Below are 20,380 nucleotides of genomic sequence, written 5' to 3' on the forward strand. Positions count from 1 at the left end.
TCAATGCAGTCCGGCAAAAGCTGAACCTCCCGCCGATCACAACCCTCGATGAAACGCCCCATCTCACGCCTCCCAAGCAGGCCCGAAACATAGCAGATCAACGCGTTTTCACACAGCCTCCACCCACGTCAGCCTTTCCTGAGTGAAGATCATCCGCCTGAAACCGGACATCGGACCTCTGGTCGGGACCGCCCGCTGCCTGCGCTCCTGTTTGGGAACCTCGCGCATGTCGGCCTCGGTGTAGTTAGTGTAAGCGATTATTCCTTCGCTGGTGATCGTCTTCATGATCACACGGCACGCCGCTGGAAGGTGGTCGCATCTGCCTGCGCCCACCATCGCGCCATGCGCGGATCGCGCACGCCGGACAGCAGTTCACCCGGCTCGACGAAAGAGTAGAGTTCGTCGATCGAGCGCATTTCCACCGCGCTGATCCGCTGCCGCAAGCCATCCGGAGTGAACTCGTCCGGAGATTGCAGGCCACAGGCGACCACAATGTCATGCAACGCGTCCAGCGTCGCCTGTTGGAACCTGGCTACGCGCTGCGCCTTTTCCGGGACGACAAGCGCACGCTGGCGCGCCGGGGATTGTGTTGCGACCCCGGTCGGGCAGGTGTCGGTATGGCAGCGCATGGACTGCACACAGCCCAGCGAGAACATGAAGGAGCGCGCGGCATTGCACCAGTCCGCACCGAGAGCGGCATTCATAGCGATGCCCGCACCCGAACTGATTTTGCCGGAAGCGGCAAGCTTCACTTGCCCTTTCAGATTCGCACCGACGAGCGCGTTGCGCGCCAGGATCAATCCTTCGCGCAGCGGCATGCCGACACGATCGGACAGCTCGGTCGGAGCGGCACCGGTGCCGCCTTCGGCACCGTCGATGACGATGAAGTCGAGGAGGATGCCCGTTTCCAGCATGGCTTTCACCACCGCGAAGAGTTCGTGCGGGTATCCAACGCATAGCTTGATGCCCACCGGTTTTCCGCCGGACGCATCGCGCATCCCTGCAGCGAATTCGACAAGTTCGATGGGGGTGGAAAACGCGGTATGCCAGGCTGGCGAAAGACAATCTTCTCCTTCCGGTACATCGCGGGTCTGCGCGATTTCCCGCGTGACCTTGGGACCGGGCAGGAGCCCGCCGTGACCGGGCTTTGCACCCTGGCTCAGCTTGATCTCCGTCATCTTCACAGCGTCGTGAGCCGCCCGCTCGGCAAAGCGGGCGACATCGAAGCGGCCTTCCTTGTCACGGCAACCAAAGTAGCCCGAGCCGATCTCCCAGACGATGTCGCCGCCATGTTGCAGGTGGTAGGGTGAAAGGCCCCCTTCCCCGGTATCATGATAAAACCTGCCTATCTTGGCACCAAGGTTCAAAGCCTCGATCGCGTTGGCACCGAGCGCACCAAAGCTCATCGCGGAGATATTGAGACGGGCCGCCTCGTAAGGCCTGGCGCACTGCTCGGTTCCCACATGAACACGCGTCTCCCTGGGGGCATGGCGCGACGGAGCGATGCTGTGCGCCAGCCACTCGTATTCGTCCGAATAGACGTCCAGTTCCGTTCCAAACGGATGGGCAGAGACATCGCCCTTGGCGCGGGCATAGACCAGCGCCCGCTCGTCATGGCTGAAAGGCCGACCATCCAGATCGCTTTCGACAATATAGGCTCGCAAGAACGGGCGCAGCCATTCGAAGAACCAGCGAAATCGAGCGGACGCGGGGTAGTTGCGACGCAGCGAATGCTGCGTCTGGAACAGATCGATCAGCGACAACACCAGAACCGGCAACGTGACCATCAACGCCCACAAGGCAGCAGGATGATGCCCAGCCGCCGCCAGCGCCGCGACCGTGCCAGCCAACCCTGCCAGCAGGATCAGATTGCGTGATAGCGCATGGTCGCGGGTGAGCGCGGCAACCAGACCGGTACGCGCGCTCATGGCAGAAGATTGCGGATCAGCCCCGCCACATCCGAGGCACGGCCACCAAGCACCGCCTTGGCGGAATAGAGCGCCATGCCGGCCACTTGCCCCGCTTCGATCTTGGGCGGCATGACCAGCTCGAACCGGTCGGTCACGACATCCAGCAAGGCTGGGCCGGGGGTGGCCAGCCAGTCATGCACAGCGCCTTCGAGATCTTCGGCCTTTTCCACCCGGCGCCCCCAGAAGCCGATCGCTTCGGCCACTCGGCTAAAATCGGGGTTCAGCAGGTCAGTGTAGGTGTCCAGCAGACCCTCGACCTTCTGTTCGATCTCGACGAAATCTAGCGCGCTGTTGTTGAACACGGCAACCTTGATCGGCAGCTTTTCCTGCACTGCCGTCAGCAAATCGCCCAGCATCATGGCAAGGCCGCCGTCCCCAGAAAGCGAGATCACGGTCCGGTCGGGAAAAGCGGCTTTCGCGCCCAGCGCCTGCGGCATTGCATTGGCCATCGTGCCATGACTGAGGCTGACCACCGTCCGGTTGCGACCGGTTGCCGCCACGTGGCGCAGCGACCATACCATCGGCGATCCGCCGTCCGCTGTGTAGATCGTGTTGTCTGGCGCAGCGCGCGATATCACCTCTGTCAGGTACTGCGGATGGATCGCCCCGCCCTTGCCGACGGTGGCATGCCTGGCCTGCTTGTGCTGCATCTTCGTGCGTCGTTCCAGGCAGTCGTCGAGGAAGCTCCGGTCCGAGCGGACCGTCACGCGCGGGAGCAGCGCACGCAAAGTGGACCGGACATCGCCCACTACGCCCAGATCCACCGGATGCCTGCGTCCCAGATGCGTTCCATCCAGATCGACCTGGATGATCTTCGCCTTGTCCGGATAGAACTGCCGCCAGGCGAAATCGCACCCCAGAAGCAGCAGCGTGTCGCAGTCCATGAGAGCGTGATAACCCGCCTCCCCGCCGAATATCCCGGTCATGCCGACGTCGTAGGGGTTGTCGTATTCGAGGAAGTCCTTCGCCCGCGACGTATGCGCGATAGGAGCCTGAAGCGCCTTTGCCAGCGCTACCACTTCGTCGTGCGCGTTCTCGCAACCCGAGCCACCGTAAATGGCGATCTTGCGGCCTTCGCTCAGCACATGGGCAATCCTGTCCAGTTCCGCGTCGCAGGGCACTACCACGGGATCGGCGCGGTGAACCGCAAACGGCGGCTCATCAGGAGCCTTGGCGCTCGAAACATCGGCCGGCACGATCAGCACGGCAACCCCGCGCTTCGACAATGCCGCCTGCGCCGCCATAGCGGTCTTTCGGCGCGCCTGTTCCGGTGTGCGGATCTCTTCGCAGAAGACCGAGCAGCTTTGATAGATCGATCGAAAATCGACTTCCTGCGGGAAATCGAAACCGAGCTCGTCACGCACGATCTGGCTCGCGATCAGCACCACCGGAGCGCGGTTGCGATGGGATTCGAAAAGGCCGTTGATGAAATGGAGGCTGCCCGGCCCGCATGATCCAGCGCAGAGCGCCAGTTCGCCTGTCAGCAGCGCATCGGCCCCCGCAGCAAACCCGCCAGCTTCCTCGTGCCGTACATGCACCCAACGCATGCCGCTTCGCCGGATCGCATCGGTTACGTGATTTAAGGTATCGCCGGGCACTCCGTAGCAGCGGGAAGCTCCCGCGGCCGCCAGGGTTTCGACAATCACTTGCGCAACGGTGGTCATAATTGTTTCTCGTGCGTTTCTGGAAGGGCACTGGAGAAAGCGACAGGGCTTCAGCCTGTTCCAAGCAAAGGCGCTTCACGCTCGCGCATGCTTATCAGGGGGCGGCCCTGAGCGATGCGATCGAGAATTCCGGTGACCCCCGGCAGACCGGTAAACCGACCGCTATCATCGAAACGCGTCGGGGGTCTGCAGGTGAACGCCGGCCCATAAATTTCCCAAGCTGTCAGCTATGAAGCGCCGAAGCGCCTTCAGCTGCCGTTCGCGCAGGGTGGAGCCAGTACGAAAGGGCGGCGCCCTCTACGAGATGCCTGCCGCCCGTCGGGTTTACGGTTTGAACTCTTCCAAGGCAGTCGTTCAGCTTTCCGGGAAGCACCTTGGGTTATGGCGACGCGGTCATCGCCGCCAAAGCGCCTGCACTGCACTCCATCGAGCCTGAGATTTCTAACAAGAACCGCATCGGAGCTTTCAGGATTATCCTGTCGCCGAATCAAAGGAGATCGACCTACATCTTCGCTATGTCTGTTTTCCTCGCAATCAGCGGCGTAGCGGCCTCTGCCTCAGGGCTATGCGTTTCTTACGTGAACGATGGAGATACGCTGCGATTGTGCAATGGCGAGCGGGTGCGCATCATGGTATCGATGCGCCTGAACTGGAGACTTCGCCGCACTGCACGAAAAAACAGCGAAAAGCGGCGGCCGGGAGCGGAAATCCTCCCTGGTGCGATTTCCGGTTGGCCGTAGAGAGCCGGGACGCCCTCAAGAGTTTCGTTGATCAGGGTCACGTAACGATCGAACGCCTCGGCAAAGACGCCTACGGTCGCACACTCGCAAAGATTTTCGTGAATGGTCGGGATGCGGGCGAATACCTCATGCGGTGGGGCTTCGCGCGTCGATGGACCTATTAGAGCGGGGCCGACTGCCGTGTGGCAGAGGCATGGGGCCATCTTGAACGAAGGGCCGGCTTCAAGCAGCGCGGCGGCCCGGATGTACGGCGGCAAAGGGCGCGTCATCCGCTGCCGGCCCCCAAACTTGGAAAATTGGCCTGTTTGCCGTTTCGAGAACGGGGGCACCGTGGGCTACTGCAGCGCCCGTCCTGCAAGCTGACAGGCAGCTGTCTGCTTGTCTTCGCCGATGAGGGCGCGGCCCCAGATCGGGTCGCAATTGCTCGATCTGATCGCGACCGTGAGCAGAGATCGACTGAGTGCGCAGGTTGCTTTTCTCAAGCATCCGCCTGCCTTGAGACGGACTTCGTTCTTTCCGCACATCCGTGAGCCGACACCGCGTAATGTGGCTGCGAGGACCGGAATGCGGCTCCCAGGAGACGATGATCAGCGCGTCTCATCCGCGCACCATTAGCCTGGCGCAGCAGATATCCTCGGTCGCGCGCTCAAGAGATGATCGATACTGAGTACGTGGAGCTGCGATGCCGGTCTTCGCCATGCACCGGTTGGTCGCTGGCCAGGAACTACGCGCCCTCGGGTCAGGTTGGGTGAAGACTGAACTTCGATGGAGAGCTTCGATGATCAACGACCCCAAGGACGCCCGCGACGAACAGGACGAGCAGGACGAGAACGAACTGGAAGAAGCGCAGGAAGACGCCGCGCACGAACGCGAGGAGGAAGGCGGTTACCAGTAAGGCGTATCGGACCTCGTCGTTCTTCGCGGGGTCCGTTACCTTTCGAGGATGCCGACCATCGATCGGCGGGATGCCTCCGATTTGAGACCTCAACGGCGCGATCCTGCGGCCTCGGCCGTCTCAATCTGCAAGCCTGCCCTTGTGCGGCGTTCACAGGAGATCCGCCATTACCGCCAGTAGCCGACCTGGTTGCGGGCCGCAGGCTTGCAAAGGAGTAATCCATCTTCCCGTACACGTGCGACAGAAGACGGCCTTACGCAGATCAGGCGCAAGGAGGCATAGCGGCCTGATTACAGGTCGATGAGCAATCTTGCGCATTGATGGCAAGAAAGGCGAACACAGCTCCGATGCCGGAAGGTGCGCGGAGCCGCGCTTAGGCGCTGGCATCGACTACGCCTCGTCGATCATCCGCTCCAACCTCACCTGCAAAACGCCAGCACCGAAATCATGTCGCGCAATCGCAAGCGTGCGGTGAAATTCCTCAGACTGGTGCCGCTCCTCAGCCTTGACGGCAAGATAATGGGGGTCGCTTTCCCGTAAGAGTTGTATCGCAAAGTCGGCCTCCAGACCGGTGCGATGATCAAGGAACGCGACGATCGCATCGGGTCGTACCCGGCCCGCATGAGTCACAAGATCGAACAGCGGCCGCTTGATTGCAACCTGCACGTTCTTGCGCCGCATCCGGAACTGAAAACGGCTCAGCTCTTCGAGCAATGCGCGATCTTCGCCTCGATCGACGGGAATGAAGCGATTGCCCTTGTAGATCGGTTGGGCGTAAGCCCGAAGCGGGAGATACCCTTCGCGCCTGTTATGCTCGCCGACCACCGCCAGAATCAGGAAAGGCGGCTCCACTTTCGCCTGAATGATCCCGGTGTGCTGGATGCGGTTTCGGATCTCGACGTCACCCAGCCCTGTGTGAATGGTGGTTCCTGATATCCCCCCCGCTTCCAGCAGAAGAAAGGCTTGCGGCGCGTAGTCCTGTGGCCAGTCTGCCTCGCTTGCCCGTAGCCGGGCGTGCACGCGCCGGGCATCCCAGTCCTTCACATTGAAGTAGAGGTGATCGCTGAGCCGAACGCCCGGGGCGATGCTGAAGCGCGACGCTGCATGGCGGATCCGCGCGAACTCGTCGCGAATTCCATGATCGGGCGTGCCTTCGGGCGGCAAGGAGGCAAGCACATTGGTATGGGCCGCCTCCAGTAACATCCACATGAGCCTGCCAAGACGCGGGATCGTAACCCCGCGCGAGCGATCATCGGGCTCCTGGTCGCCCGGCTGCTGGGCCAGTTTCTCCGGCGCCTTCTTGTGCGCATTGAACAGCCCCTTGGGGAACTCGATTTCGAAAAGACTGTTACCGGCCCGTTCGCGAATGCGATCGGGCGCCTGCGGCAGATAGAAGGGGCAGCGCCGAAGGTGGCGCGGCCGGCTCGTAAGGCGACGCAAGTAGTACGTTTCCGCTTCGGAAAGGTAGGCCGGACTTGTAAGCGGGGGCAACTTCGTCGCGCCAAGACAATCACACGCGATCCACTGGTGATTTTCCCGCGCGGTCGTGACCAGCGAAACCGAAGCACGATGGTCCGCCTCACTGCCGGAGCCGGTGTACCATCGGGCGAGTGCATCTCGCAAAGGGCCGGGAATGGCGCGTCGGGAGAAGGCCCCATTCGTATCGCGCGGTACAAGCCACATAATGCGAAAGATCCTCGTCAGGGAATTTTGTTCATGTTACGTTCTAGTTGAAGGAGTCTGAGCGATGGATAAGTCCTTTTTCTTCGGCCGGTTTGATCTCGACATCCAGCTTCGCGATGAAGCGCTGAACGAGCAGAATATTCCAGCAAGGCGCATGGTGGCAAATGCCTCCATCGGCGTCGACCCTCTCGATGGCTACTACTCGGCCCGGGAGCTTCGTGAAGCGCTCAGCGAGGTCTTCGAGGGTGCGCCCGGGGCGAAGAAAAGGCTCGCGGGCATCCTTTCGACACAGTGCGACGACTATCAGCGGTGCCTGTACTACGCACTCGCCGGGCGGGGAATCGTCCAGATGCTTGAAACCTTGGACTGGCTTGTCGAGATCCTCGCGTCGCGGGCCGTGATCTCGGCCGACATGCGCCGCGCCAGAAACATCCCGGCGCCCCTCGTGAACCCTTACGTGTCGGCAGAGCCCGACGGCCTGTTGGTCAGTGCATCACCCAACTTCCAGGAAGGCGCATCGTGGTATCTCGATCCCGACCTTGGCGGCCTGGTCGAAGAGTGAAAGCAAGGGCTGAAGCATCAAAGGGCGATGAAATGATGTTCGATCGCCTCGCCTGACCCCGCCTCCTGCGCACGAACGACCCGGTATGGCTGCAGCGCACAGGTTGTGCGCACGACGGCATGGGCGATGGCCGTCTGTACGCACATGCGCTCAGCCAGGCGATCGGCATTGCTGCGGCTGCACAACAGTGCGCGACGCCGGTCCAACGAAGGCGTGCGGTCGGGATCCATGGTTCAGACCCCTTTTGGAAAGATGGTAGGCATGACCTTGGGCTCCCTGACAATCTCGAAGGCTCGGTCGAACAGACGTGAAACCGTGTAACAACCATACCCGTCCCTGGGTGAAAGGACGATTCTGTTCTTCTCGCGCCGCACACGCATGATCTGATGGGACGAACCGTCGGTGAACGTGATCGCGGTGGCAAAGCGGATCAATGCGCCGTCGGGAACGGGCCGTTTGCGGCGCAGCAGCGCCTCATGGCAGCGGCGGCGCCAATCCAGCGCTACAGGGTTGTCGGACGGTGAAAGCAGCGCCAGGATCTTGAGCGGACAATCCGCCTCGTATGGTCCGGCGGTTTCGATCATGTCCTTATATGAGAACACGTATCCGTCCGCTGCTCGCAGGTTCCACCGCACCAGGCAAACCACCCCGAAGACTTCTCCCGCCCCGCGCTCATCATAGCTCTGTACCGCCGCATAGTAGTGCTTGCTGCAGGCGCTGGCGAGTACCCGGCATCCATGAAGCGGAGCGCCTTCCACGGTCTCTCGCACCCAGGTGAATTGTTTGTCGAGGTACGCTTTAGGCGTTGGCGTGTCGCCCATTCCTGAACGCGTCATCGAAAGCCATCCCATGACTGTATCTCCTGTAAAGGTTTGGTTTGCGCAAGGCGCGGCAGGCTGCTCGAGGTGCCGGGCGATCTGCCGCGCCGGCAAGGCAATGTCAGCCAGCGCAGGCGCGCTCGCGTGGTGTGCATCAGGCGCTGTTGGCGACTGGGCAGCCGCCTGCCCCGCGCTTCGGTTCCGGTTGCACCGCCGACCAGGCACTAAGCCAGCGAAAGGCTTGCTCCGCCTTGGCCGCAGCAGTGATGATGGCGCTCTTGTCGCCCTTCAGAATAGCAAGCCATCCCGATACGTAACTGGCGTGGTTGTCATGCAATTCGGTTGGCAGCCCAAGCTCGCACGCGACAATCCCTGCCGTGATGTCGGCTACCAGCTCTTCGAAGGCATACGCCTGATCGCCGAACCGGCGGCCAAATTCCCGCCCGAGACGATGAGCCGCGCCGGTTGCATGGGCCAGCTCGTGGCCGAGCGTCGTTGCGTGATGATCGCTCGTCAGAAAACTGGCTCTGGGCGGCATCTGCACATAATCGCCGCCGGGCGCGTAGAAAGCGCGATTCCCGCCGTGCCGGACCTCGATGGGAATAGGAGAGAAGAACGCATCGATCGCGGCCTGATGCTGCGACGGGCCGACCGCCTCGTGCAGCATGAACTGGGGGTAGTAGTGCGGGGGAAGGCCGTCGATCTGATCGCAATTGTACACGGCGTACGAGCGCATGAAGCGGATGGTGATGTTCCCGCCCTCGCCCGGAAATGTCGGCTGTGCAGCCTTGGTGAAGGTATTGAAGTAGATGCTGGGGGAGGAGGGCTCGCCCCGACGCACCGCGCCCCCCAGGTCACCAGCTTGCTTGCGGGTCATCCAGTATTGCGAGGTGTAGCCCTGGCTGTCCGCGATCGCCCACAGAAGGAGGCTGTTTATCCCGGTATAGGGCTTTCCGTGCGCGCGCCGGGGACGCCCGCCGCAAAAGGTTCGCCATGGTCGCTTCCATGGCGCAACCCCCCGCTCGAGACGCTCGATGATGATATCGGTGATGTCCTGCGCGATGTCGCGCTGGCTTCGTGGGACCATGGTCGCATCCTTCGTGCGAAAAAAATGGACCCGGGGCATCGTCCCGGGTCCAAGGTCATTTGAGGAACGCTCGCTTTCTCGCTCAGACCGGCGCGTAGCCTTCGACGTCGTCATGCGCGCCCTCGCCCGCGTGCGCATGGTCGTCCTCGCGAACCACGTCGTCGTGCTGCCCATCACGAACACGGCCGCCCGCGCATCCGGTCCCGTCGCTGCCGAAATCTTCCGCGCGGCGATCTTGGGCACCGAGATCATCGGTCGTGAGATCCCCATCCTTCTCCTCATCGGGGAAATCGGATTGGCCATCGTCTTCAGGGTCGGCGCCCGGATCGGCACTCACGTCGGTGTCAGGCTCAGCGTCCACGTCAAACCGCATGGCCGCCGGCACCCAGGCAAGAGCGCGCTGCTTGATATCCTCTTCGACGATGACCTCGCCGGCAAAGAGCTTCTCGCAGGACTCGGCGATCTCGGCCTTCTTCGAACCGGCGTAGCGGTTCGACAGGTCAACGCCGCCGATCTCCTGCAGCACGGAAAGGATCGTACCCTTGCTGACGCGATCGAAGTAGTTTGCTGCGCTCGGACGCCACATGGCCGCGGGCTCGATGTCAAGAAGCGCTCCGAGCTGCGCATGGATCGGGTTGTAGCCTGCAGCGTACCCCTTCCTGGCCTCAAGCGAATGCGCCATCACATAGGCGATCCAGGTGCCCTTCCCATCGTCATCCAGCTCGCGGAACGCCGTGAAACGGTCGACCTCCTTGTCGTGGTCGCACCAGGTCTTGTCGAGCGCATCCCATGCCCCGGCCATGATCTCTTCGGCCATGCCGGTCGGAAGGTTGCTGGAGAGGATCGCGTCCTGCGGATGCGGCGCCCTGATCGTCGTTCCGGTATGGCTGGTGCCGGTTCGGGTGAGACCTTCCGCCATCGCGAAGATCGCGTAATCGAGCGCAAGGGCAGGATCGTTCAGGAGACTGGCGGCAAGGATGTTGCGGCGCTGAAGGGCGAGTTCGTCGAACAGTCGGGCGCTGTACGCCTTGCCCCCCGGCCCGGTCGCTTCCGGCAGCGACGGCCTCGCCGTTTCGCGCGAGGTTTGCGTTACCTCAAACGTGCCGCCCGACACGTTTCCGTCCTCATCACGCTCCATGCGCAGCAGCTTCTCGCTGTAATAGTCCGCCTCGAGTTCCATCTGGCCGGTAGGGGTGACGAGCAGGAACCTGCCCACCTCGGCGTTCCATTCTTCGGGTAGCTCCATGCTCGACGTCGCGAGGTCCTCCATTTCCTCCTGCAGCCGGTCGTATTCGGTGTCGAGGGCGGCCGCTTCGCAGGATCCCTCGTCCAAGGCCTCGATTTCCTCGCAGATTGCACCCATGCGGGCCTGGATCGCCTCGATGCGGGCCTGCGCGTCTTCGGACAGCGGCGCGGGCGGCAACACCACGGGCTTGAGCTTCAACTCCTGCCTGGCGTTCCAGCTCGAGGAACCGGCGACGGGCCAGATGGCACCGAGACCCGTTTCAGCAAGGAGCCGCTCGGCTTCGGCCTGCAGCCTGGTATTCGCCAGGCCTTCGATGATGTCGCGATCGAGCCAGCGGTCCTGGGCCGTTTCGCTGAACAGGTCGCGTTCGATCCGGCCGCCGGCCGCGGTATAGGCGTCCTCGCCGATGAGCAGGGCCAGAGAGTCGTTTCCGCGCATCGAGCCGTCAGCGATGAGCCGCCGAACGGCGTCCGGGTTGGCGCCGCCATAGATGCCGTTCATCCGCTCGAACACGCGGCTCTGAACATCATGCTGATCGGTCGAGGCATAGGCCTTGGCGAGTTCGATGGACATCTTGCCTGCAGCGAACTGCTCGAAGATCGGCTCGGCCAATGCGGCAAGGCGCAGGCGCCCCTCGACGAACCGGCGCTCGACGCCGAACCGCCTGGCGACAGCGGCGGTGTCCCCATCGACGCCGATGAAATGCTGGAAGGCCTGCACCTCCTCGGCCGGGGTCATCTCATCGCGCTGGAAGTTTTCGGCGAGCGAGGTCTCTGCGGTTTGCGCTTCGTCGGCGACGAGGAGTTTGCACGCCACCTCCTGATCGGGCTTCCAGGCGCCGCGCGCGACGATGAGCGTCATGGCGCGGAGCCGGCGACCGCCGCAGATCACGTCGAAATGGCCGCGCTTTCTGGCCCTGGTGACCACGAGGTTCTGCAGCAGCCCACGTGCCTCGATGTCGTGCGAAAGCTGCTCGTCTCTCGCTGGGTTGTGGGTCTTGCGCACGTTGCTGGACGAGAGCTGGAGTTTGTTGAGGGGGATGAGTTCTTGCACCTGTCGTCTCCTTGTCGATGCCCCGCTCTTCTGCCGGGACAGCCCTCCCCTTCCCCCTCTCCTTTCTTCACGCTGCCTGGAGGATCCGCGCGACGATCTCAGCCGCGCGGGCCACCGGCACGAAGGTCCTCGTCTTGTAGGAGATCACTTCGGTGAAGCAGCCCACAGACTTGAGCCAGGCGAGCTGCTCGTAAGGGCATCCGACCAGCTCGATGCGCGTTTCTGCATTAACCAGGCTCTTGCGCAGCGTCATCGGCCAGGGTCGATCGACGAGCGTACTCCCCTTGTGATCGAGCGCGTCCAGCACCCCCTCGGGCGTAACCTGGAACGTCGAGGAAACGCCGAATGTCTTGAGCAGCATCGGCACATCGCTTTCGTGGACGATGCGCCCCAGCCAGCTGTTGCCATCTGTATCCACGACACGTCTCACCGACAGGTAGTCGCGCGGAAGCGAAGACCAGATCGGGAGCAGCAGCCCGGCTGCAAGATGAACCGTCTCCTTCACTCTCTGGGCGCCCGCCTCTGCCGCTTCAGCTTCCCACAACGTGCAAAAGGCGTCGCGGTCGATGGGCTCCCAGGCGCTTTGGGCGAGTTCCTCCAGGATCTTGTATTGCGTCCGGGTCGGCCGGGTCAGCGTCACCCGGCGGAGGAGTTCACCTGTCTCCTCCATCAGGGACCGGGCATCCTCGACGAAGGCAACCTTGCCCGACTTGGCATTGCGCATGAACCGCGGTGCCTCGATGGCGTCGGCGATCCCGAGAATACGCGGCAGGGGGATCGGTCGCACCGCCGTTTCCACGGCAATCGAGAGCAGGTGTGTGGTCGCGCCCGTCCGCTCATCGGTGCGCAGGATCACGTCTTCGCTGACGCTCGCCTTGTCGACAGCGATCGTCTCGACGCCGACATCGAGCGTTCCTGCATCCCTTGCTGCCGACACCCGGGCTTCCACGAGTCCAAGGAACTCCTCGAAGATGCTGTTCTGGAGTCCGATCGGCAATGCAAGAATGCGGTTCAACCACCGCGTGATGGGAGGCAGATCTTCGACGAGGCAGCCGTCCTCACAGATAAGCGTGAGCCCTGAGCGCTCCTGGAAATCGGACATGGTGGTGCTCTTCAGCTTGCCACCGTGAAGAAGTCCAAACCACGATACGAGCGCGGCTCTGGCGTATTCGCTTTCAAGATTGTCGGCCGGGTCGAACAGGTTCTGGCCCCCGGTTTGCCGCTGGCCGCGCGTGAGAGCGCCCAGGGCATCGAGGCGCCGTGCGATGGTGCTGGTGAAACGCAGCTCTCCTTTGCAGTCGGTCGTGCAGGGCCGAAACAGCGGCGTTGCCGCCTGATGGGTGCGATGGGTTCGCCCCAGCCCCTGGATCGCGCGATCGGCGCGCCACCCCGGTTCGACGAGCAGGTGAGCACGCTGCTCCTGGTTGAGCGCGTCGAGGCTGGCATGATAGGATCGGCCTGTGCCCCCTGCATCGCTGAAAGCGAGAATCCGCTTCTGTTTCGCCATGAAGGCGGCGGCTTCGGACTGGTTCGTTCGAGCCGAGCGGCTTTCCAGTTTCTGGGAGCCGTCGCGAAGCGCAATCAGGCGCTTCGTGCGTCCGGTCACCTCGGCCAGAGCGTCGGTTCCATAGTGCTCGATGAGCGCATCGAGGGCGGACTTGATGGGCGGCATCGCGCACAGCGTCTCGATCAGGCTCTGTTTGGCTGCGCGTGCCGCCTGGTTGTGAACAGGCGCTCCCTCATCGGTGAAGAGCGGGCGGGAATAGGCCTTTCCGGTTTCATCGGTGAACACGGTCATCTGCTGGGTCGGAAAGGCCCGATCGAGATAATCGATAACGTACTCGCGCGGCGACAGATCGATTTCCAGTCGTGCGCGTTCGTCCGGGCTCAGCCCGGTCAGGCGACGATCGAGGATACTCTCGCCAGTAGTGACAAGCTGGATCACCACCGATAGCCCCTCTGCCAGGTGCCGATCGGTCGCGGCAATGATCGTGGGCAGCTTCATCGAAAGCAGCAGCTGGTTGAAGAAGCGCTGCTTGCAGGATTCCAGACGCGAACGCGCCGCGGCCTTGGCCCCGCTGTTGAGCGTGGAGCCGTCGACATCGTCGACGACGCCGGTGCTGGCGAGTGCCGCCTCCACGTTGCGGTGGATCACCGCCCATGCATCTGCATAGGCATCGTAGATTTCGATCTGGTCGGGCCGCAGCTCATGCTTGAGAACGTCATATTCGACCCCGGCGAAGCTGAGCGCACGCGACTGGTAGAGCCCCAGTGCCTTCAGATCGCGCGACACCAGTTCCATCGCCGCAATGCCACCCGATCGGATTTCGCTGATGAAGTTTTCCCGCGTCGCAAACGAGGTGCCGGGACCCCAAAGCGGGAGGCGCACGGCATAAGCGAGGTTGTTGACGTCGGAGGCACCGGTCGCGGAGGCGTAGAGCACGCGCGCGTCGGGCAGGTGGTTCTGGAGGAGTACCCCGGCCACGCCTTGCTGCGATCCGCTGGTCTTCCCGAGCGCGCCTTCTCCGCCGGCAACTCCGCCCATCTCGTGGGACTCGTCGAACGCGATCACGCCCTCGAAATCCTCGCCTGCCCATTCCAGGATCTGCCGCAACCGCGAGGCGTTCTGCCGCTGGCTGCGAAGCGTGGGATACGTCACGAACAGGATCCCTTGTGTCATGGTGACCGCTTCATCGATCTTCCAGTTCGACAGGGGCTGGACGTCGGCGGACATCCCGCCGATCGCCTGCCAGTCGCGGCGCGCGTCTTCGAGCAGTTGCTCGTTCTTGGACACCCAGATACTGCGTCGCCGGCCGCTGACCCAGTTATCGAGGATGCAGCCGGAAATCTGGCGGCCCTTGCCAGCACCGGTCCCGTCACCCAGGAAATAGCCCATGCGATAGGCTCGGCCGTCCTCGTGGACGCAAAGTCCCACGCCCTCCTTGTCCGGCACGAACCGCCCCGGCAGGAACTGGGTCCATGCGTTGCCGGCGTAGACGATGGTCTCGAGTTGCGCTTCGGAAAGTCGACGTTCGCTGACGATGCGCTCGTGAAGGCGGGGCTGGTAGGTGGGGATCGGCGCTGCGATCGAGGCCATCGCGACGGATTCCACAAGCGCGCTGGGATGCGTGCCGGCATCGTGGAGGTCGATGCGGCTCGGCCGATAGGGGATGTAGACCCCTGCTTGCTCTCCCAGAGGACGCGGCACCTCGAGCGGCGTGTAGCGCACGGGAAGGACGTCGTTGCGTATGGGGGTGAGGCTTTGCCGAACCGGAGTTGTCCTGCTCGAGCGTATGGCCTTGAACAGCGAGGGTTTGGCAACCGGCCCATGCGGGGCCTTCGATGCCGCCCCCCGGGGCCGGATCCGCACCAGTCTCGCAAGCTCGGCGACGGTTTCGCAATCCTCAACAGGTGGCCGAATCCGCCCCGGGCGCTTGTCGACCACGTAAAGTCGGACGGCAACGCCGGTGCCCTGTTTACGGTAGCAGCGTCCCACGCGGTAGGCATCGAGCACGGTGCATCCTGCGAAGGTCGCATCGTAGATCGTGTCCATGGCGGGCCTGGGCTCGAACCAGTCGGGCATGACAGCAACCAGGCGGCCACCGGGGGCCAGGCGCTGGAGAGCGGCGCGCAAGTGGCGAACGGCCGCATGGCAATCCTTCCCCCGGCCCTCGGAGCGCGCGAAAGGCGGGTTCATCACGATAAGGCTCGGGCGAACCTGGGGATCGAGGTGGGCCGCCAACATCGCCGCGTCGAAGTGGGTCACGCGCGCCTCTGGAAAGAGCCTCGCAAGCGCCTGGTGGCGCGCTTCGGCCAGTTCGTTGAGATGCAGGGCGGCGACGGGGGGCAGAAATGCGGCCAGATTACCGTTGCCGGCGCTGGGCTCCAGGACAATGTCCGCACTGCTCGGTTGCGCCAGCAGAACGACGAGCGCCGCCAGATCGAGCGGCGTCGAGAACTGCTGGTAGCGGATCTGGTTTTCGCTGCGCACCGTCTGCGTCGGCAGGGTGTCCAGCAAAGCGGTCAGGGGTGCGAGCGCCTCCAGACCGGCAATCGGCCTGCTACGCCTCGCGTTCCGGACGAGGCCACGTTCCATCAGCTCGAAGCTGTCACGTTGTGTCCAGGCGCCATCGGCATTGGTGCCCTGATACACCTTCGCCGCTTCGGCGTTGAGGATCGTGCGATCCAGTGTACCGCCCGCAATGTGGTCCGCGATGCGGCGATAGGCATCGCTATGAAGATCGGTTTCGGGAAATTCGGCCGCATGCGTGAATAAGTCGGTCATTCGAGGCTCCTGATGCTGAACGTGTCCGGCACCAGACCTCCCTCTCCCCTTTACCTCGCTCGTTGACCTCGGCCCAATCCTGGCATGGATGGGGCGACATGCGGGTCACCGTGCGGCCCTGACCGCGATACACCTCCCACGCCCGCCGCGCTGCAAGCCGGCCGGGCGCATTGTTATCCTGCGCGATAATGATCCTGCTGATCTGGGGAGGGATGGACAAAAGGTGCAGGCGACTCGCGCCAAGCGCCGCCCAGGTCACGACCCCATGGAGCTTGGAGAAGGCGGCTGCATCCTCCATGCCTTCGCCAATGGCGAGGGTGGTTGCGCCTTTCAGGATCGGCTGCCACGCCCCTTGCCCCGGGCGGCCCAGCATCAATTTCTCCGTCCGGTATCCAGTGCGCGGGTCGAGAAAAATCCGCTGGAGGGCTCGCAGGCGCATGCCTTCGCGCACTGCGACCAAGAGCGCGGGCTTGTACTCGGTGTGCGGCCGCGGCTTGTGAGGGCAACGGGGATGGAAACGAAGGTCGTCCAGATCGATCGGCAGATTACGTGCGCGAAGGTAGCGCTCGGCAAGCGTGCCCGGCACGGCAATCCCCTGCTCCCACAACCGTTCGACATTGCCGCCCCCGCCTCCCGGTCGATATCGCGGTGTCGGACTTCCCCGGATCGGAGATACGCGTCTCAGTTCGCGAAGAACCTCCTCGTTGGTGCACCCGGCGAAGCAATGAACGAGAATCCGGCGATCGCCCTGCCGCAGAGACAGGCTTGGCTGGCTGTCGGCATGGGCCGGGCAGCGCGCCATGGCGTAAGCGCCATGCCAGGTTCCACGCAGACCGGCCACGATATCTATCAATTCCTGCGAGGGTCGATTGGCTTTGAACGTCATTGCACGTCTCCTCGGCCCCACCCCACCCGCTTTCCTTTGCCTGAACCGTGACGGCCATGTGGAACCCCGCGTAATCGGCCCTTGTGCGAGGGGTTCGACGTGAACTGAGCACAAAGGATCGCGCCATGCATCCCGATGCTCTCCAGGCTTGGAGTGCGCTTCACATCGCTGCAGGTTTGCTCTCCCTCATCTGCGCCGCGCTCGCGGGGACGCTGACGTTGCACGAGCTCTTGGACCGGACATGCCGCCCGGCCGGGGCTGGCGCATCCACGCCGCGCTCATCGTGCCAAGGGTCTGCCTTCGCTGGAAGCGAACTATCTGCTCGGAGCCCCCGGCAATACTCGCGATAGCGTTGGCCTTTGGCCGGCATTTGCGTTTCTATGTCCTGTGGCACATCGAGCTTACGGGCTGAACGCTATGAGCTGGATGCCCGGGCTGGCGGCCGGCGGCGTAACAGGGTCACGCCCTGGCAGCAGCACGCGAGACGATGACCTTTGATCCACCGCGATACTGGCAAGGATTTTCTGGACATACTGGCGCGTCTCCTTGAACGGCGGAATACCCTTGTGCTTGCGCACGTTGCCGGGACCGGCATTGTAGGCGCTTAGCGCGAGAGCCCAGTTTCCAAAGCTGTCCAGTTGCTGGCGCAGATAGCGCGCACCCCCATCGAGGTTCTCCTGGATATCCCATCTGTCCCACACGCCGAGTTGGGTGGCGGTCCCGGGCATGAGCTGAGTAAGACCCGAAGCGCCTTTGCTGCTGCGCGCCGCAGGGTTGTATCGGCTCTCCTGGACGATCAGCGCGTCGAACAGATCGACAGGAAGCCCGGCCTTGCAGGCTGCCTTTGTCATCTGCGCGAAGTATCGAGCGCGATTGAGTTCTTCGCGTGGGCGCAAGCCGTTGCGGGGGCGATAGTCCCGGGCTGGGCACACGGATGGGATGCCTTCGTTCGCTATGCCAGGAGGGCGTGGCAATGCGCTCGTTTGGGAAACCAAACCGGGATTCGTGGGAGCGATCTGATCCGAAAGACTGCGAAAGGCCGAAACCAGCGCCGTCGGTGAGGCGTTTTCGGTCGGGCCACCGGGTCCGGAAGATGTCGCCTGCTTCCCCGGCTGGACCAGGATAAACCCTGAACTTTTCGGCCCATCGAAGTGCTGAACGATTGCCTCGCAAGCACCAGCGGCGGAGGCGGAGGCGATCATTGCAGCGCTCAACGCCGCCGGTAGGAGAAACAGTTTCACCCATGACCTCGCATCGTGAGGCATGGTTCGGGTATCGCGCTGCCGTTGTAGCTGGGAATGTCGCTGTGATCAATCGCGACCCGTTGGGTAATGAAGGCGGCGGCCAGCAGTTTTCACGGGAACCCAAGATCCCGATAGTGTTCGGGGGGTCTGATTGGGGCGCAGTGCCGCAAGGGCTCTTTTCCCCTTCGAATCCATTTAAAAAGACGCCCAAGCGAAGCGCGGGAGTTTCCTGATTCACAGATTCTAAGATTCGGGCGCATATTAGCCTTTGGAATCATGAGGCTATGCCCCCTTTCTGTGAGTTCGCGGGGGGTTAGCATGAGGCTTCGGGGGCTTCTGTGTGAGCCTGTGGGGGCTATTCGATGTGTCCTGGGTGTTTGTATGAGGCGTCGGGGGCTGGCGGATTGCCCTCCGCGGGGAACCTGCTCCGGCGTTTCCTCGAATCGGGGATCGGTACGGGTTTTATGGCGTCTCAGGGTGTTCTTTATGTCAGAGGACGGGGGCTGTCAGGGAGGCTGGTCATCCTTTGTATGAGTTTTGGGGGTAGCCTGCCGCTGCCTGGTTCGCTTTACATGAGTGTTCGGGGGACCCCTCTAAAACGCCCAGAAATTAGGGCCTTGTGGGATTGTTCATGGGAGAACGCGGGGGAAATTGCGACTGCCCTGTGTCCGCTGGCTTCGAGATCGGTCGTTTATGTGAGCGTTCGGGGAGGACCTGCGGAGAGCACCTTTACGTAAAGTTATTGCATTGGCTGGACCGTGTTTGGGTGATCGACCGCGGCTGCAACAACGCCATGATGTGGCTCCTGGAAGCCTGGGTCAGGCCGCCGCTGCCGATGGAGGCTCATCAGATTGTCCGCTGGCCGACGCAAAAGCGCGCCTGACTTGCACTTCGCTCAGCCCGTATTGATCGATGGTGTACAGGTGATCGCCCCGGCCTTTCGGCGTCGGCCGCCGATGCGATGATCTCATCCGTTGCTCCAAATCGGTGGTGAAAGGAAGGCCGAGGCAGCTATAGACCCGGCGCATTTCACCGCGCCAATCTTCCTGCATGGCATCGTAGTGCACGTGAACATGGGCTGGTGCGTGACGCGCCAGCCCCTCCTGGATGCGTCGATCGCGCAAGAGGGTCTTGGCGAGCCATTCCTTGCCGATCCACTGGCGATCAACCGCATGGCTTTGTACTATCATCTGATTGTGGACCAGTGACGATGACGAGCCGACCACGCTAACCGGGTCGCGGTCCAGAACGATGAGCCGGGCGTCAGGGAAAACGGAGAGGACCGAACTCAGGTCCTGTCCGAACTGCGGAAGCTTGAGAACCCACGGCTTGTTGCAGGGGCGGCCCCGCAGCCAGCGGATTGTCTGGAGGAACCGGCAAAATTCAAGATAAACCGGGATGGTCTCCGATACCTCCCCTGCCCGCGCGAATGACGGTATGCGCCATTGCGCCTCGAACGCCGCGCCGAACAGAGCAATATTCTGAATGCCAATCTCTTCATCGACTGACCTGGCCGATGTGGGGTGAACCACGTCGAAGCCGGGATTGAGGCGGCGCGCCACATAAAGCGCGATCCACGCGCGCACCGCGCGATCGTCGATACCTGCCTGCGACCAGCGAGGAACCGGGTTCCAGCTTTCGAAGAATCGGGTGCAGGTCAGCCGGTCGTCACATCCCAACATGCGTTGCATCCGGGTGCTGCCCGAACGCATCTGCCCCACGATTATGACTGGAGCGCGCATTTCGATCTTTTCGATGTCCGGTTGGCGCCGCCAGAGTTCTGCGGCGCGCAGCCGGTTGGCCAGGGCAGCGAGAAGCTGCCCGTAAGCTACAGTGTTTCCAAGAGCGGAAAGCTCGGCTTCGCCAAGCAGGGCCTCGCAAAGCAAGGTCAGCCGTTCGCGCCATCCGTTTTCCTCGCCAAAGTCGCTCAGGCCAGTGGTGCGCGTCGCTGTTGCCATCAACTGGGCCGGATCGAGGACCGGGTAGGCCAGCCATCCCTTGCGCCAACTTGCCTCCAGTAATGCATTGGCCTTCTTCACCCAGAAGCTGGTTGCCGGGATATTGTCCCGCCCTGGTATTGGCATCTTTACAGCTTGTGCATCCATCGCAGCAAAAAGCGCCCATGCGTGCCAATGTGCCGTCAGCAACAAAATATATTAAGTTATCGCCGCCAATTTGGGGGCGTAGTCCCTGCTGCTTATCAATTTCTGCAGGCTCGCGCGGAACGGGTGGCCAGTTCGCGCCGTT

15 protein-coding genes are annotated in these 20,380 nt (G+C 62.6%); 3 read left to right on the forward strand and 12 right to left on the reverse strand.

Annotated features, from left to right (window positions below):
- Nucleotides 1-108 precede the first annotated feature (108 nt).
- The 3 genes from GGR40_RS18710 to GGR40_RS18720 are packed head-to-tail and all read right to left on the reverse strand — an operon-like array spanning nt 109 to nt 3,634.
- Entirely contained in the window at nt 109-285 is a 177-nt protein-coding gene (locus GGR40_RS18710) for a hypothetical protein (RefSeq protein ID WP_429277769.1), read from the reverse strand.
- 2 nt (nt 286-287) lie between these two features.
- Nucleotides 288-1,928 (reverse strand): FMN-binding glutamate synthase family protein, encoded by a 1,641-nt coding sequence (locus GGR40_RS18715; protein WP_429277770.1) that lies wholly within the window; start codon nt 1,926-1,928, stop codon nt 288-290.
- Nucleotides 1,925-3,634, reverse strand: coding sequence for a thiamine pyrophosphate-dependent enzyme (locus tag GGR40_RS18720; RefSeq protein WP_429277771.1), 1,710 nt, complete (start codon nt 3,632-3,634; stop codon nt 1,925-1,927). Before GGR40_RS18720 ends, GGR40_RS18715 begins: the two co-directional genes overlap by 4 nt.
- A gap of 374 nt (nt 3,635-4,008) precedes the next feature.
- Here GGR40_RS18720 and GGR40_RS18725 point away from each other — a divergent pair, with 374 nt between their 5' ends.
- Both GGR40_RS18725 and GGR40_RS18730 read left to right on the forward strand, forming a co-directional pair.
- Complete coding sequence (locus GGR40_RS18725; protein WP_429277856.1) at nt 4,009-4,374, forward strand: hypothetical protein; 366 nt, start codon at nt 4,009-4,011, stop codon at nt 4,372-4,374.
- Entirely contained in the window at nt 4,284-4,538 is a 255-nt protein-coding gene (locus tag GGR40_RS18730; protein WP_429277853.1) for a thermonuclease family protein, read from the forward strand. Before GGR40_RS18725 ends, GGR40_RS18730 begins: the two co-directional genes overlap by 91 nt.
- 1,121 nt (nt 4,539-5,659) lie before the next feature.
- Here GGR40_RS18730 and GGR40_RS18735 read toward each other — a convergent pair.
- A complete protein-coding gene (locus GGR40_RS18735; protein WP_429277772.1) occupies nt 5,660-6,952 on the reverse strand; it encodes a hypothetical protein in 1,293 nt (430 codons plus the stop codon).
- Between the two features lie 64 nt (nt 6,953-7,016).
- Between GGR40_RS18735 and GGR40_RS18740 the strand changes: the two genes are divergently transcribed.
- Nucleotides 7,017-7,514 carry a hypothetical protein gene (locus GGR40_RS18740; protein WP_429277773.1) on the forward strand — a complete coding sequence of 166 codons (498 nt, stop codon included), beginning with the start codon at nt 7,017-7,019 and terminating at the stop codon, nt 7,512-7,514.
- Between the two features lie 17 nt (nt 7,515-7,531).
- Here GGR40_RS18740 and GGR40_RS18745 read toward each other — a convergent pair whose 3' ends face one another.
- The 8 genes from GGR40_RS18745 to GGR40_RS18780 form a co-directional block, all read right to left on the reverse strand.
- Nucleotides 7,532-7,744 carry a hypothetical protein gene (locus GGR40_RS18745; protein ID WP_429277774.1) on the reverse strand — a complete coding sequence of 71 codons (213 nt, stop codon included), beginning with the start codon at nt 7,742-7,744 and terminating at the stop codon, nt 7,532-7,534.
- Between the two features lie 3 nt (nt 7,745-7,747).
- On the reverse strand, nt 7,748-8,365 hold the full coding sequence (locus GGR40_RS18750) for a DUF6927 domain-containing protein (RefSeq protein ID WP_429277775.1): 618 nt from the start codon (nt 8,363-8,365) through the stop codon (nt 7,748-7,750).
- Between the two features lie 121 nt (nt 8,366-8,486).
- Complete coding sequence (locus tag GGR40_RS18755; protein ID WP_429277776.1) at nt 8,487-9,458, reverse strand: ArdC family protein; 972 nt, start codon at nt 9,456-9,458, stop codon at nt 8,487-8,489.
- Nucleotides 9,459-9,501: 43 nt separating this feature from the next.
- Nucleotides 9,502-11,718 carry a ParB/RepB/Spo0J family partition protein gene (locus tag GGR40_RS18760; RefSeq protein ID WP_429277777.1) on the reverse strand — a complete coding sequence of 739 codons (2,217 nt, stop codon included), beginning with the start codon at nt 11,716-11,718 and terminating at the stop codon, nt 9,502-9,504.
- Nucleotides 11,719-11,785: 67 nt separating this feature from the next.
- Nucleotides 11,786-16,003, reverse strand: coding sequence for a strawberry notch-like NTP hydrolase domain-containing protein (locus GGR40_RS18765; protein WP_429277778.1), 4,218 nt, complete (start codon nt 16,001-16,003; stop codon nt 11,786-11,788).
- The gene (locus GGR40_RS18770; RefSeq protein WP_429277779.1) at nt 15,951-16,889 is read right to left on the reverse strand and encodes a DUF7146 domain-containing protein; all 939 of its coding nucleotides are present in this window, start codon (nt 16,887-16,889) and stop codon (nt 15,951-15,953) included. Before GGR40_RS18770 ends, GGR40_RS18765 begins: the two co-directional genes overlap by 53 nt.
- Before the next feature lie 401 nt (nt 16,890-17,290).
- Complete coding sequence (locus GGR40_RS18775; protein WP_429277780.1) at nt 17,291-17,740, reverse strand: lytic transglycosylase domain-containing protein; 450 nt, start codon at nt 17,738-17,740, stop codon at nt 17,291-17,293.
- A gap of 1,211 nt (nt 17,741-18,951) precedes the next feature.
- Complete coding sequence (locus tag GGR40_RS18780; protein WP_429277781.1) at nt 18,952-20,238, reverse strand: sulfotransferase family protein; 1,287 nt, start codon at nt 20,236-20,238, stop codon at nt 18,952-18,954.
- Between the last annotated feature and the right edge of the window lie 142 nt (nt 20,239-20,380).

The sequence above is a fragment of the Novosphingobium gossypii genome, from assembly GCF_050433305.1.
GTDB classification, from domain to species: domain Bacteria; phylum Pseudomonadota; class Alphaproteobacteria; order Sphingomonadales; family Sphingomonadaceae; genus Novosphingobium; species Novosphingobium gossypii.

Excerpts from the sequence above, each read along its gene's own strand:
- GGR40_RS18710 (WP_429277769.1), bottom strand. The coding sequence starts at position 285 with ATGAAGACGATCACCAGCGAAGGAATAATCGCTTACACTAACTACACC.
- GGR40_RS18715 (WP_429277770.1), bottom strand. The coding sequence starts at position 1,928 with ATGAGCGCGCGTACCGGTCTGGTTGCCGCGCTCACCCGCGACCATGCG.
- GGR40_RS18720 (WP_429277771.1), bottom strand. The coding sequence starts at position 3,634 with ATGACCACCGTTGCGCAAGTGATTGTCGAAACCCTGGCGGCCGCGGGA.
- GGR40_RS18735 (WP_429277772.1), bottom strand. The coding sequence starts at position 6,952 with ATGTGGCTTGTACCGCGCGATACGAATGGGGCCTTCTCCCGACGCGCC.
- GGR40_RS18740 (WP_429277773.1), top strand. The coding sequence starts at position 7,017 with ATGGATAAGTCCTTTTTCTTCGGCCGGTTTGATCTCGACATCCAGCTT.
- GGR40_RS18745 (WP_429277774.1), bottom strand. The coding sequence starts at position 7,744 with ATGGATCCCGACCGCACGCCTTCGTTGGACCGGCGTCGCGCACTGTTG.
- GGR40_RS18750 (WP_429277775.1), bottom strand. The coding sequence starts at position 8,365 with ATGGGATGGCTTTCGATGACGCGTTCAGGAATGGGCGACACGCCAACG.
- GGR40_RS18755 (WP_429277776.1), bottom strand. The coding sequence starts at position 9,458 with ATGCCCCGGGTCCATTTTTTTCGCACGAAGGATGCGACCATGGTCCCA.
- GGR40_RS18765 (WP_429277778.1), bottom strand. The coding sequence starts at position 16,003 with ATGACCGACTTATTCACGCATGCGGCCGAATTTCCCGAAACCGATCTT.
- GGR40_RS18770 (WP_429277779.1), bottom strand. The coding sequence starts at position 16,889 with ATGACGTTCAAAGCCAATCGACCCTCGCAGGAATTGATAGATATCGTG.
- GGR40_RS18775 (WP_429277780.1), bottom strand. The coding sequence starts at position 17,740 with ATGACAAAGGCAGCCTGCAAGGCCGGGCTTCCTGTCGATCTGTTCGAC.
- GGR40_RS18780 (WP_429277781.1), bottom strand. The coding sequence starts at position 20,238 with ATGGATGCACAAGCTGTAAAGATGCCAATACCAGGGCGGGACAATATC.